Consider the following 14701-nt stretch of genomic DNA (forward strand, 5'->3'; position numbering starts at 1 on the left):
TTATTAAATAAAAAATTTGCATCAAATTCGATTTTCTGTTTACATCATAATATTATTCATTTCTTCCGTTTCTATTTTTTACGGAAATGAAAAAAAAGAAAATAATGATGAAATATCTAATCATCATGATATAAAAAATGAATTCTTTTTGTTGAAAGATATTTTCAAATATAAGTCAGATATACAAGAACATGACATAAAAGAAGGAAAATCATATTTAAAAGGAAATGCCACTATAGAATATCATAATACAAAAGTTGAAGCAGATTATATAGAATTTGATTGGAAAAATGGAGATTTATATGCAAAATCAAAAGAAAAATCTATTTTTTTTCAAAAGGAGAATCAACAATATTTTTTTAGAACAATTCACTGGAATTTAAACAAAAAAATAGGAGAAGCAAAAAATTTTTTTTTAAAAGAAAAAAATTATATTGTGATAGCTGATGATATTTTAAAAAGAAAAGAGGATATTTTAATGAAAAAAGTAATATATACATCAGATCCTTTTTTTTTAGAAAATAAAGATAATTTTCCTGATTTATACTTAAAAACAGAAAAATTAAAATATTCTTTTTCAAAAAAATATATTTTTTCTGGTCCAATTTTTTTCTATTTATATAGAGTTCCAATGCCTATTTTCTTTCCGTTTTTATATATTCCTATAACAAAATTGAACCAAACATCTTATAGTGGAATTATGTATCCAAAATTTGGAATACAAAACAAAAAAATATACATGAAAGATATAGGATTATTTTTTCCCATTTCTAATTTTTTAAATTTAAAAATGAATGCCTCCATATATAATCCTGAAACATGGAAAATTAAAACAAAAATAGAATATAAATTGAACAAATATAATGATCATGGATTGATCAATTTTGATTATCAAAATATGTCGCATAAACAAAAAAACTATCTATTTCAATGGGAACATAACTCAGATTTTAAATCAAATTCTGAAATAAATTTCAATGCCAATATTAATTATGATAATATTTTTCTATACAATAAAAATTACTCTTATGTAAACATAAGAAAAAAGTTTTCTAATTATTTATGGTTTATGGATATTTATATGATTCAAAATAAAGAAAAAAAAGAAATTAAATTTCTAATTCCAGAACTAATTTTACACACAAAAAATGTGCTCTTTCATGATAAAAAAAACTTTTTTTTAAGTCAGGTTAATCTTGAAAATAGATTTCATTTTAATAATTCTATAGATTTTCAAAAAGTAAAATACTTCCATTCTGGATTATTATTTAATCACAATATGAACATGACGGCTTATTTTCCTTTTTTTTATCCTTATTTAAAAATTTCATCTAAAATTTTCTATCAGGATTTTTATGCATGGAATTCTCCTGATTTTCAGATTTCAAGTTTTCAAAAGATGGATTTTTCAACAAATATAGTATCTATCCCATTTTATAAAATTTGGAAATTTAAAAATAAAGCCCTATTGAAACATCAAATTCAACCTATTTTATCTTTTCATATAATGTATTTTCCTCCCGTTTTTTATAACGTAAAAAATCATTTTGAAAAAAGAATAAATTTGATTTTCAATAATGATTGGATCATAAAAAATCCATGGAATTGTGTTGTTGATTCTTGTGAAAAAATAAAAATTATAAAAGAAATAAACTCCTCATTTATTGTTGATCATAATTTTATAAAATGGGAAAAATTTCAAATTATGGGTGATATTGATTTAACAAAAAATCTGAAAACAAAATATAAAGCAGGAATAAATTTTGAGAAAGAAGAAAAAAAAAATAAAATGATATATTTTGATTTTTCTTTTTCTTCTCATTATGACATCAATTTGTTTTCTATAAAAAATGAATTTAAAAAAAAAGGGAAAAATCGTTATGATTATTTTTTTTTCGATCAAAACAATTATGCAAAATATTCAATTCCATTGAATTTAAAAATTGATTTTCATTCCAATTATGAAAATGATTTGAATAAGAAAAAATTGTTCCAAACTTTGTTAAGTTTGAATGGATCTGTAAATATCACAAAATATTGGACAATCAGTTTTCATACAGATTATGATTTATTGAAAAATAAAATCATATTTTCTAATATAATTTTTGATAGAGATTTAAGAAGTTTTAAAATGAGTTTCAATTGGATAAGAAATTCTTCCTGGTCTTTTTTCATAGGATTAAAAGATCCTAATTTCAGAAATATTATACAGTATAATGAAAAAAACTAAATGATTCATTAATTATGATACCAAAAAAATTTTCAATCAATAAAATTCCATCTTATGGTCCATATAATACATGTGTTTTTATCAAAGGTTTTTTATTCGTTTCCGGACAAATAGCGCTAGATCAAAATACGGAAAAATTAGTTTCCGATAATATAGAAATGGAAACAAAAAAAGTAATGGAGAATATAGAAATTATTCTTTCAGAAAATGGAATAGGATTTCAAAATGTTATAAAAACTTCTGTTTTTGTAACAGATATAAATTTTATTCCTAAAATAAATCATGTATATTCCCAATTTTTTCATGAAGGAAGTTATCCAGCCAGAGAAACTGTACAAGTTTCTGGGCTTCCTAAGAATGCTAATGTTGAAATATCTTTAATTGCATACAAAAATTAATTCTTTTATTTTTAGAACTAATTGTGAAATATGGATTTTTAATTTTTATTATTTTTTTATTATTGTCATTAAACAGAACATTTTCTATTTCTAATAAAGAAAAAAAAACTATACAAATCATTCATGCAGATTTGATTCAAAATAATGAGAATCAAAATTTTGTTTTGACAGGAGATATTCATTTAAAATATGATAAGTATCATCTTTTTTGTGATAAGGTTATATATGATAAAAAAAATCATAAATTTTATGGATATGGAAATGTAAGATTAGCATCAGGAAAAAATAAAATAATATCTCAGAATATAGTAGGAAATTTTTTTGATTTTCAACTATCAGGGAAGGTTGTTCTATATCAAGAAAAAACAAAGTTGACAGCGGATACTATTAATTTTAATTTAAAAAAAAAATTACTTCAAGCTATCAACAATGTTGTTCTATTTTTTGATAAAGTCCAATTAATAACTAATATGTTGGAATATAATTTGATATCAAATCAAATTTTTTATAAAAAAAAAAGCATTCTCCATTATGGAAATTATACCATATGTAGTAAAGAAGGTTTTTTTTACATTAATAAAAAAAAAATAGAGTTAAAACATGAAATAAAATTGATTGGAAAAAATTATACTGTATATGCCAATACGTTAGTATATCTCTTTAAACAAGATCAAATCCATTTTCATGATCCCGCTATCATAGTACAAAATACAAATTTTGATAATTTCATTTATACTAAAAAAGCACTGTTTTCATTTCGAAAAAAAACATTTTTATTTAAAAATTATGTAAGCATTCATTATAATGGTAAAATTGTAAGAGGAGAATATTTATTTTTTGATCAAAATAAAAAATGTGGATTTATGAGAAATATTTTTTTAGAAAATACAAAACAAAAATATTTTTTTATAAGTAGTGGATATGGAAAGTTTGATCTTCATTCTGGTTTTTTAATCTTAAAACAAGATCCAAAAATTATAAAAACATCAAAAAATAACTCGGTTTTTATTCACTCAAATATCTTGAAAATAAATCTAAAAAAAAATGATACATATTCCATTCAAGCTTTTTCTATTAAAAGCTTTTTTTTGAATAGAACTGAAAACATTCAAGGAACATGTAATTTTTTCCATTATGAATCTTCAAATGGTGATATGAAATTTGATGGAAATCCAATATTATGGTTTCATAATCAAAAAATAACTGGAAAAACAATATATATTCAAAATGATGAAGAAAATGATTCTATAATCAAGAATATAAAAATTATAAAAAATGCTTCTTACATAGAAAAAATAAATTCTGAAGAATTTAATCAGATAGAAGGAGATATCATCACTGGATTTTTTAATAAAGAAAATTCTTTAGAAAAAGTGATAATTCAAGGAAATATTAATAGCATTTTTTTTCTTTATCCTCTTAATAAAGAAAAAAAAATAATTAATAAATCATCTTGTGAAATTTTATCAATTTACTTGGATAAATCAAAAAAAATCAGAAAAATCTATTGCGAAAAAAAAGCACGTTCAGAGTTGATTCCGATTGATCAAAAAACACCTAAAAAATTTCTTTATCTATCCAAATTTGATTGGAAAGAAAAAGATAAACCAAAAAACAATCAAAAACTTCTTATCCATAAAGAAATAGAAAAGTATAAAGAAGAAAGTTTGTTAGAAAAAAAAACAATCGAAAATATGGTAAAAAATAAATAGAAAAAAAGTTTTTATGAAAAAAAAAAAATTAGAAAAAGATTTTTTTCAATATCAAACTCAAATCAATCCGTATCCTATGAATATTATGGTAAATTATGCTGAAGGAAGTTATATTTATGGAACAGATGGAAAAAAATATTTAGATTTTGTAGCAGGTGTTTCCGTAAATGTATTAGGACATGGAAATCCAAAAATTAAAGAAGCTATAAAAAAACAAGTAGATCAATACTTGCATACTATGGTATATGGAGAATTCATACACAATCCTTGTGTAAGTTTATGTAAAAAAATATCAGAAAATATTCCACATCCACTTACTACCACTTATTTAGTAAATTCTGGAACAGAAGCAGTAGAAGGTGCTTTAAAATTAGCTAAGTGTTATACGAAAAGGGAAGAAATTATTTCTTGTAAATGGTCTTATCATGGAAGTACACATGGTTCTATGAGTGTTATGGGATATGAGGATTATAAAAGGTCTTTTAGACCTCTGTTACCTTTAGTAAAATTTATTACATTTAATCATGTCGAAGAATTAATGGATTCTATTACAGAAAAAACTGCTTGTGTAATTTTAGAAACTATTCAATGTTCTTCTGGAATTATATTACCTAATAATTCTTTTTTAAAAGAAGTAAGAAAACAGTGCTATAAAAAAAAAGCATTGATGATACTTGACGAAATCCAAACCGGATTTGGAAGAACAGGAAAACTTTTTGCATTTGAACATTATGAAATCGTCCCTGATATTTTAATAATAGGAAAAGGAATGGGAGGTGGAATGCCTATCAGTGGATTTGTCTCATCCAAAAAAATTATGAAAACTTTTAGGAATATTGTTCCTTTAGGACATTTAACTACTTTTGGAGGAAATGCCGTTTCTGCTTCTGCTTCTTTAGCTACTTTGAATCAACTTCTCAATTCAGATATCATAGAACAAGTGTCAGTGAAAGAAAAATGGATTCGGGAATATTTGGTTCATAATGAAATCAAAAACATTCATGGAAAAGGTCTTTTTCTTTCTTTAGAATTAAAAAATAAAGAGAAGGTAGAAAAAGTTTTAAAAACTTGTATAAAAAAAGGATTAATATTATTTCGTTTTTTATTTCATAACAATTACATACGTATATCTCCCCCATTAACTATCACAAAAGAAGAAATTCAAAAAGGATGTTCTATTATTATTGAAAGTTTAAATAAACTTTAAAAAAGTAATAAAATTGAGATTTTTTATTGAATTGGCTTATAATGGAAAACATTTTTTTGGATGGCAAACTCAAAAAAAAGTAAGTACGGTAGAAGAAAAATTAGAATATTGTTTATCAAAACTATTAAAAACATCTATAAATATTGTAGGTGCTAGTAGAACGGATAAAGGAGTACATGCTAAACAAATGTTTGCTCATTTTGATTTCGAAAAAGAAATCAAAAATAATCTCGTAAATAGATTAAATGTTTTTCTACCTGAATCTATTAAAGTATTCAATATTTTTCCAGTAAAAGAAAATATTCATGCAAGATTTGATGCTGTAAAACGAACATATAAATATTATTTAACGCAAGAAAAAAATCCATTTAATCAAGATTTTTCTTGGTACTGTTTTTATCATCCATTAAATATTCAAAAAATGAATATAGCCTCAAAAAAACTTATGGAATATAAGGATTTTAGTTCCTTTTGCAAGAAAAAAACTAATAAAAATGAAAAGGAAAACAATGTATGTAAAATTTATCACGCAGATTGGTCTTCTGAAAATAAAAATGTTTTATGTTTTACTATTGAAGCTAATCGATTTTTAAGATCTATGGTTAGGTCTATTATAGGTACACTTATTGATGTGGGAAGAAACAAAATTAGTATCAATGAATTTATAAAAATTATAGAATTGAAAAATTCTAATTTTTGCAAAATTATAGTTCCTGCATGTGGGTTATTTCTGACTCAAATTCTCTATCCGGAAGAGATTTTTTTATGAATAATAAAAATTTGAATCAAACAAAATCTTCCTTAAAACAGTTGATTCTAATTTCTTTAAATTATAGACTTACATTAATATCAACAATTATTATTTCTATATTAATTTCCTTCATTTCTGCTTATCGTCCTAAATTAATACAAAAAGCTATAGATATTCATATTCTTTATAGAGATTTTTTAGGCCTGAAAAATATACTGATATTAATAATTATGCTTCTTTTTTTAGAAAGTATATTTCATTTTATTTTATTATATCTATCTAATGTATTGGCTCAAAATGTCATTAAAAAAATTAGAATTCTTTTATTTGAAAAATTATTACACTTTAAAAATTCTTTTTTTAATAGAACTCCAATAGGGAAATTGGTGTCTTATTCTGTATCAGACATAGAAACTATAGCCGTAATATTTAATGATGGAATTCTACTTGTTGCTGGAGATGTTTTAAGAATTATTATGATTATTATTATGATGTATACAGTTCATCAAAAATTATCTTTTATAGTTTTTTTCACTATTCCTTTTATGTATATCATTACTCGTTTTTTCCAAAAAACGTTAAAAAAAACGTTTCAAGAAGAACGCATTCAAACTTCACGTTTGAATAGTTTTTTACAAGAAAATATTGTAGGAATGTCTATTATTCAACTTTTTCATAAAGAAAAAGAGGAATACTTGAAATTTGAATCTATTAATCGTAAATTAATGAATGCTCATTTTAAAACCATTTTTTATTTTTCTATTTTTTTTCCTATAGTAGAAATAATTTCTGGAATTACAATAAGTATTATCATATTTTACGGAGGTTTTCATGCTATTGAAAAAATAGGAAATGTAAAACCAGGACAAATTATTGCGTTTATTTTTTTTATTTATCTTCTTTTCCGTCCTATGCGACAAATAGCTGATAGATTCAATATCATACAAAGAGGAATAGCTGGAATAGAACGTATATTCTCTATATTAAATTCTAAAGAATTTATTCCTCCTAATAGAGGGAATTTACGTTTTGAAAAATTAAAGGGACATATTGTATTTAATAATGTTCATTTTTCTTATATAGATAATGAAATGGTATTAAATGGAATTTCTTTTGAAATTCAACCAGGGGAAAAAGTTGCTATAGTAGGAGCTACAGGGTCTGGAAAATCTACGATTACTTATTTAATTTCTAGATTTTATGATATAAAAAAAGGTAATATTTGGATCGATGGATCTTCTATTCAAGATATAGAGTTAAAAAATTTAAGATCCCATATTAGAGTAGTTACACAAGATACTTTTTTGTTTAATGATTCAATCATTAATAATGTTACTTTAGGAGATCCGTCTATTAGTATTGGGAAAATAGAAGACATGGCAAAAAAAATAGGAATCCATAATTTTATTACATCTTTGCCTAATGGATATAAATCCATAGTAAAAGAAAAAGGAAATTTACTCTCTATTGGGGAAAAACAATTGATTTCTTTTTTAAGAGTTCAAATGCATCCTTATTCCGTACTAATATTAGATGAAGCTACTGCATCATTAAATAAAGAATTAGAGAAAATGATTTATCAAACTACGGATCTTTTAACGAAAGATAAAACTTCTATTATTATTACTCACCGTATTTCTACATTAGAAAATTCTGATAAAATATTAGTTATAGATAAAGGATCTATTGTAGAAGAAGGGACTCATCAAAAATTAATTCAATTGAATGGATATTATGCTGGATTATATAAAGAATCTTTTGAGAAAAAACAATCTAACAATTAATTTTTACGTAATAAGTATTTTTTAAAATTTCCTTTGCCCAATTTTTTATTTTTTCTTGTTTTTTGATATTTTTTACAAAATTTTTTAAAAGATTGTAATTTTCTTCAAAGGAAAGGGGTTTAGATGGTATTTCATCCAATAATTTTATGATAACAAAGGCCTCTTTTCCATTTATAATTTCCTTATTAGGATTAGTGATTTCTCCTTTTTTTAAAAAAAAGAATGCTTTTTTCGTACTTTTAGAAAGTTGGGGTTCCTCCATCCAAATTGGATTTTGTATTATTACATCAACAACTTTATTTTGATTTAGTAAACTTTGGACTTTATTATCTAAATTAATTTTTTGATGAATCATCCGTTTTCTAAAGAATTCTGAAAATAGTTTTGTTTTGTATAATTCTTTTTTTGAAAATTTAGGTTTGACTAAAATATGTCTAAAATCAATCTCATCTTTTCTTTTTTTTTCCAATTTGATAATATGAAACCCTAAATCTGTTTCAAACGGTTTAGATATTTCTCCTTCTTTTAAAGAAAGAACTAAATCTACAAATTCCTGTGAAAGATTATGGATTTTCATACCCTGAACAAGCCCCCCTTTCAATGCTGAAGAATTATCTTCAGAAAATAAAATAGCTTTAGTGGAAAAATCAGTATCAGAATGGATTTCTTTTTTGATTTGATTTAAAAAATCAATTATTTTTTGTTTGCTGATCTTGCTTAATTTAGGATAGAATATAATATAAGAAATACATATCTTCTTTGGAATAGAAGGGATCTGATTCTGTTTTTGAGTCAAAAAATTTATGACTTCTCTTGGAGAAACTTCCACATCATCCGTTATCTTATCGTAGAATTTTTCTATATATTTTTGGTTTTTAATTTCTTCCGTCAAGTTTTTCAAGAATTCTTTATTTTGAAATTGCATTAAAAATTCTTCCTGGTTTATATATTTTTTTTTCATTTCTAATAGAAATTCTTGAATTCTCAATTTTAATTCTTGATCACTGATTTTTATACTTTTATCTTTCTTTGCATAAGAAAGCATTAATTTTTGAATGAGAAGATTATTTAAAAAATCAGTGTCGCAAAACGATTTTTCTTCATTACGATTTCTAATCTCAGAATCTAAAATGATATCATTTCCTATCACTACAGAAATCCCACTTAGTTTTTCTAAACCGGAAGAATATGAAAAACAGTTGTGAAAAACACAGAATAAAAAAAGTATAATAAAAAAAAATTTCCTATTTAAATTATCCATACGAAATACAAATATTCATATTTTATTTAATAAAAAAAAATTTTTAAATTTTTTATTATGACTTTGAAAGCTAGTAATATATACAAAAAATATAGAAATAAATATGTTGTAAACAATGTATCAATTCAATTGAATAAAGGAGAAATAGTTGGATTAATAGGTCCTAATGGTGCAGGAAAAACAACTTCCTTTTATATGATTGTAGGATTAATTAAACCTGATAGAGGAAAAATAGTCCTTCTTAATCAAGATATTACATTTTATCCAATGCATCATCGCACTAAAATAGGAATTGGATATCTAGCTCAAGAACCATCTATATTTAGAAAATTATCTGTAGAAGATAACATTTTGTGCATATTAGAAATGCAAAATATATCGAATCAAGAAAAAAAAAGAATAACAGAAAAACTGATTAAAGAATTAGGATTGCAAAAAATCCGGAATCATCGGGGAGATCTGATTTCTGGAGGAGAACGAAGAAGAACCGAAATCGCTAGGTGTTTAGCTATAAATCCTAAATTTATTCTTTTAGATGAACCGTTTTCTGGAATTGATCCAATTACTATAGAAGAATTACAGAAAATAATTTTTTTTCTAAAAAAAAAAAATATAGGTATATTAATTACAGATCATAATATACAAGAAATTGTTAACATAGCAGATCGTATTTATTTAATGTTTAATGGAGAAATCATGAAATGTGGATCTACTATAGAAATTCTGCAAGATCCTTTAATAAGAAAAATTTATTTAGGAAATAGAATCATAAATTTAAAAAAAAATGAATCATAGATTTGATGGTCCGGAAGTAGGATTATTTTTAAATGGAGAAAAACCTCCTTTTTTAGAAGGAAAATTTCCTTTTTATGAAAAAATATTTGCCGTAGATGGAGCATTTTATTATCTAAATGAACTCGGAATTTCAGTTGATTATATTATTGGTGATTTTGATTCTATTTTAAAAAAGGATATACCTTTAACAACTCCTTTATTAAAAATTGATGATCAAAGATATACTGATTTTGATAAAGCTTTGAATGTTATTTATAATTTTGGATTTATAAACATAAATGTTTGGGGCGCAAGTGGAATGGAACAAGACCACTTTTTAGGAAATTTATCTACAGCTCTAAAATATAAAAAAAAATTATCTATTATATTTCATGATCAATATCATTTTTATTTTTTTTCTGATAAAAGAACTTCTTTTCATCAGAAAAAAAATAAAAAAGTGTCTTTATTTCCATTTCCTATAGTAGAAGGATTATCCACTTATGGACTAAAATATTCTATAAAAAAAGGATTATTAAAAATAGGAAAAACAATAGGAATCAGAAACGAAACTTATCAACAAAAAATAGAAATAAATTACAAAAAAGGAGAATTATTAATATTTATAGAAAAATAAAATTTTAATATGATGTATCAAACTTTTTAAGTTTATTGATCATCATTTTTACATGATTGGCAGATTTTTTCAAAAGATTTTTTTCTTTTTGATTCAATTTCAGTTCTACGATTTTTTCTACTCCAGATTTCCCTAAAACAACTGGAACTCCTAAATATATATCTTTCAAACCATATTGTCCTTTTAAAAAAACAGAGCATGGAAAAATCCGTTTAGAATCTTTTAAAATCGTTTCCACTATTTTTACAACAGATGCACTAGGAGCCATCCAAGCCGATGTTCCTAATAAATTTACAATTTGTTCTCCTCCTTTCTTAGTTTTTTCAATAATTTCGTCATTTTCTTCTTCTGATAAAAATTCTTTGATAGGAATTCCTGATACAGATGTATATCTGTATAAAGGAACCATTGTATCACCATGTCCTCCTAATAATAAAGATTGTATATCAATAGGAGATATATTGAGTTTTTTAGATAAAAAAAAACGATATCTGGCAGAATCTAATATGCCAGCCATACCAATTATACGAGAAGAATCTACCTTTGCTGTCATATAACTTACATATGACATCACATCCAATGGATTAGATACAATAATAAATTTAGATTTTGGAGAAAAAAGAATAGATTTTTTAGTTACAGTACGAATGATTTCTGCATTAGTCTTAACAAGATCCTCTCTACTCATTCCAGGTTTTCTAGGAATTCCACAAGTAATAATAATGATTTCAGAATTTTTTGATTGAAAATAGTCTTTGGTTATTCCAATCACTTTAGTATTTGATTCTATCATAGAAAGCATTTGAGATATGTCCAAACTCTTTCCTTCTGAAAGTTTTTCTCTAATGTCTAACAAAACAATTTTTCGGACAAGATTTCTTTGAGCTAGTAAACTAGCACAAGAAGCCCCTACATTTCCTGCTCCAATAATAGTTACTTTCATAATATATGGTATGGTGTTGTAATATAATTGTTAATGACTATCTATTTTATTTATCTAAATTTGCAATGTAATATAAAGATAAACACAATTTCTATTTCTATGAAAGAGGATGACGTTAGAAAAAAAAATTTTTATCATAGACATATAGGACCGTCTTGTAATGAAATTAATAATATGTTAAAAGAATTACAATATTCTTCTATTAAGAATTTTGTAAATCAAACTATTCCCAAACAAATCCGTTTAAAAAAAAAATTAAATCTTCCTAATTCTATTTCTGAATATCGATATTTAAATCACATTTATAGAATAAGTAAAAAAAATAAAACTTATCGTTCTTATATAGGATTAGGATATAAAAATACTATAACTCCAAGTGTTATTCAAAGAAATATTTTAGAAAATCCGAGTTGGTATACTCCATATACTCCTTATCAATCAGAAATATCTCAAGGACGTTTAGAAGCTTTAATCAATTTTCAAACTATGATTTCAGATTTAACCGGAATGAAAATCAGTAATGCTTCTATGTTAGATGAATCTACAGCTGCCGCTGATGCTATGTTCATGATTTATCATGAAAAAATAAAAAAAAATCAAATAGATAATGATTATCATTTTTTTATTTCGGATGAAATCCTTCCACAAACTTTTGCTGTTTTAAAAACAAGATGTTTTGGATTAGGAATCCATATTATAAATGATTCTCATAAAAATTTAAAAAGAAAATATAATAATAAAAAAATATTCGGATTAATAATATCTTATCCATCTAGTCTAGGAGAAATATATGATTATACTGAAACAGTTCAGTATGCAAAATGTCATAACATATCAATCATAGTTTCTACAGATCTTTTGTCTTTATCTCTGTTAAAACCCCCTGGAGAATGGGGTGCGGACGTAGTTATAGGATCCAGTCAGTCTTTTGGAATTCCTATGGGATATGGAGGGCCTCATGCTGCTTTTTTTTCTACTCATGAACAATATAAACGTTTTCTTCCAGGAAGAATTATAGGAATATCTGTAGATCGAAAAAATAAAAAAGCTTTTCGTATGGCTTTACAAACAAGAGAACAACATATTAAAAGAGAAAAAGCAACTTCTAACATCTGTACATCACAAGTACTTCCTGCTGTAATGGCTTCTATGTATGCTTTATATCACGGAAAAAAAGGATTAATAGAAATAGCAAAATGTATTCATGAATATACTAAAAAACTAGAATTTTTATTGATTAATAATATCAATCATCTTCTTCAAGTAAATACTTTTTACTTTGATACTCTTAGAATTAAAACAGATCTTATAAGTAAAATAAAAACAGTGTCAGAACGTAAAAAAACTAATTTTAGATATGTTAATAAAAATCATTTAACTATTACTTTAGATGAAACTACTTGTCAAGAAGATATAAATCATATTCTATCAATTTTTTACGAAGCATATAATCAAGATAAGAAAACACATAAAAAAATAAAATATCATACAAGTATTCATGATCAATATAGATTTCCTAGTTTTTTAGAAAGAACTTCTAATTTTTTAGAACATAAAGTTTTTCATAATTTTCATTCAGAAAACGAGCTCATACGTTATATCAAGAGATTAGAAAAAAAAGATATTTCCTTAATTCATTCTATGATTCCACTTGGATCATGTACTATGAAATTAAATGCTTCTTCTGAATTATTTTCTTTAAGTCAACATGAATGGAAAAATGTACATCCTTTTGTTCCTGAAAAACAAGCAATGGGGTATCATTTTGTTATTCGAAAATTAAAGAAATATTTAAAAGAAATTACTGGATTTTCTGGAGTTTCTTTACAACCAAATTCAGGAGCTCAAGGAGAATACGCTGGACTCATGGTTATAAAACATTATCATCATTCATTACAAGAACATCAAAGAAATATAGCTTTAATTCCTTCTTCTTCTCATGGAACGAATCCTGCATCAGCAAATATGGCCGGAATGAAAGTTATATTAATAGATACAACCAGTAATGGTTCTATTGATAAGAATGATTTATTAAAAAAAGTAAAGGAAAATAAAGATTTATTATCTGTATTAATGATCACTTATCCTTCCACTTATGGTATATATGAAAAAAATATTCAGGAAATTATAAATATCATTCATGAAAATGGAGGTCAAGTTTATATGGATGGGGCCAATATGAATGCTCAAGTAGGATTAATTAAACCCGCATATTTAGGTGTAGATGTTTGTCATCTTAATCTTCATAAAACCTTTGCGATTCCTCATGGAGGAGGAGGGCCTGGAATGGGTCCTATTTGTGTAGCTTCACATTTGAAACCTTTTTTACCCAATCATCCTTTTCCAAAAAGGAATAAAAAAAACGAAAAAATATTAACTATTTCCTCTTCTCCATATGGTTCTTCTTTAATTTTAACAATTTCTTATGCTTATATTCGTTTATTAGGCCCAGATGGGCTTAGAAAATGTACAGAAATATCTGTGTTGAATGCAAATTACATCAAAGAAAAATTGATGAAATTTTATAACATATTATATGTGGGAGAAAATAATACTGTGGCACATGAGTTTATTATAGATTGTCGAATTTTTAATAGACCTACGAATATAGGAGTTATAGATATAGCCAAAAGAATGATGGATTATGGATATCATGCTCCCACTATATCCTTTCCTGTAGAAGGATGTATGATGATAGAACCTACAGAAAGTGAATCTAAAGAAGAATTAGATCGTTTTATTGAAACTCTCATCAGTATAAGACAAGAAATTAAGGAAATTGAGAATGGAAAATTTTCCAAGAAAAATAATGTGTTAAAAAATGCTCCACATAGTATAGATATTTTGACTCAAAATGAATGGAAATATCCTTATAGTAGAGAAAAAGCAGCTTATCCTTTATCTTGGATTAAAGAAAGAAAATTTTGGCCATCAGTCAATCGTGTTGATGATGGATATGGAGACAGAAATTTAATATGTACATGTATATAATTTATATAGTTAT

At 24.6% G+C, this 14701-nt stretch carries 11 protein-coding genes; 9 read left to right on the forward strand and 2 right to left on the reverse strand.

What is annotated here, in order from left to right; genetic code table 11:
• Positions 1-16: 16 nt before the first annotated feature.
• The 6 genes from BPAA_RS00070 to BPAA_RS00095 are packed head-to-tail and all read left to right on the forward strand — an operon-like array spanning position 17 to position 8082.
• A complete protein-coding gene (locus BPAA_RS00070; RefSeq protein ID WP_015429640.1) occupies positions 17-2230 on the forward strand; it encodes a putative LPS assembly protein LptD in 2214 nt (737 codons plus the stop codon).
• Positions 2231-2244: 14 nt separating this feature from the next.
• On the forward strand, positions 2245-2628 hold the full coding sequence (locus BPAA_RS00075) for a Rid family detoxifying hydrolase (protein WP_015429641.1): 384 nt from the start codon (positions 2245-2247) through the stop codon (positions 2626-2628).
• A gap of 23 nt (positions 2629-2651) precedes the next feature.
• Positions 2652-4340 (forward strand): OstA-like protein, encoded by a 1689-nt coding sequence (locus tag BPAA_RS00080; RefSeq protein ID WP_015429642.1) that lies wholly within the window; start codon positions 2652-2654, stop codon positions 4338-4340.
• A 13-nt stretch (positions 4341-4353) separates the two neighbouring features.
• The gene (locus BPAA_RS00085) at positions 4354-5547 is read left to right on the forward strand and encodes an aspartate aminotransferase family protein (protein ID WP_015429643.1); all 1194 of its coding nucleotides are present in this window, start codon (positions 4354-4356) and stop codon (positions 5545-5547) included.
• Between the two features lie 13 nt (positions 5548-5560).
• Positions 5561-6316, forward strand: coding sequence for a tRNA pseudouridine(38-40) synthase TruA (truA, locus tag BPAA_RS00090; RefSeq protein ID WP_015429644.1), 756 nt, complete (start codon positions 5561-5563; stop codon positions 6314-6316).
• A complete protein-coding gene (locus BPAA_RS00095) occupies positions 6313-8082 on the forward strand; it encodes an ABC transporter ATP-binding protein (RefSeq protein WP_015429645.1) in 1770 nt (589 codons plus the stop codon). Before truA ends, BPAA_RS00095 begins: the two co-directional genes overlap by 4 nt.
• On the opposite strand, the gene BPAA_RS00100 is transcribed toward BPAA_RS00095, so the two are convergent.
• Positions 8072-9343 carry a peptidylprolyl isomerase gene (locus BPAA_RS00100; protein WP_015429646.1) on the reverse strand — a complete coding sequence of 424 codons (1272 nt, stop codon included), beginning with the start codon at positions 9341-9343 and terminating at the stop codon, positions 8072-8074. The two genes, BPAA_RS00095 and BPAA_RS00100, sit on opposite strands and share 11 nt — an antisense overlap.
• Before the next feature lie 57 nt (positions 9344-9400).
• On the opposite strand from BPAA_RS00100, the gene lptB reads away from it, so the two are divergent.
• Together lptB and BPAA_RS00110 are read left to right on the forward strand one after the other, a co-directional pair.
• Complete coding sequence (gene lptB / locus BPAA_RS00105) at positions 9401-10138, forward strand: LPS export ABC transporter ATP-binding protein (protein WP_015429647.1); 738 nt, start codon at positions 9401-9403, stop codon at positions 10136-10138.
• Positions 10128-10754: a thiamine diphosphokinase gene (locus tag BPAA_RS00110; RefSeq protein ID WP_015429648.1), complete on the forward strand. Its 627-nt coding sequence runs from the start codon at positions 10128-10130 to the stop codon at positions 10752-10754. Before lptB ends, BPAA_RS00110 begins: the two co-directional genes overlap by 11 nt.
• A gap of 4 nt (positions 10755-10758) precedes the next feature.
• Here the strand turns inward: BPAA_RS00110 and mdh are convergent, their stop codons facing one another.
• Positions 10759-11697, reverse strand: coding sequence for a malate dehydrogenase (gene mdh / locus BPAA_RS00115; RefSeq protein WP_015429649.1), 939 nt, complete (start codon positions 11695-11697; stop codon positions 10759-10761).
• A 99-nt stretch (positions 11698-11796) separates the two neighbouring features.
• Here mdh and gcvP point away from each other — a divergent pair, with 99 nt between their 5' ends.
• On the forward strand, positions 11797-14688 hold the full coding sequence (gene gcvP / locus BPAA_RS00120; RefSeq protein WP_015429650.1) for an aminomethyl-transferring glycine dehydrogenase: 2892 nt from the start codon (positions 11797-11799) through the stop codon (positions 14686-14688).
• Positions 14689-14701: the final 13 nt, after the last annotated feature.

This window comes from Blattabacterium cuenoti BPAA, assembly GCF_000348805.1.
Classification (GTDB): domain Bacteria; phylum Bacteroidota; class Bacteroidia; order Flavobacteriales; family Blattabacteriaceae; genus Blattabacterium; species Blattabacterium cuenoti_B.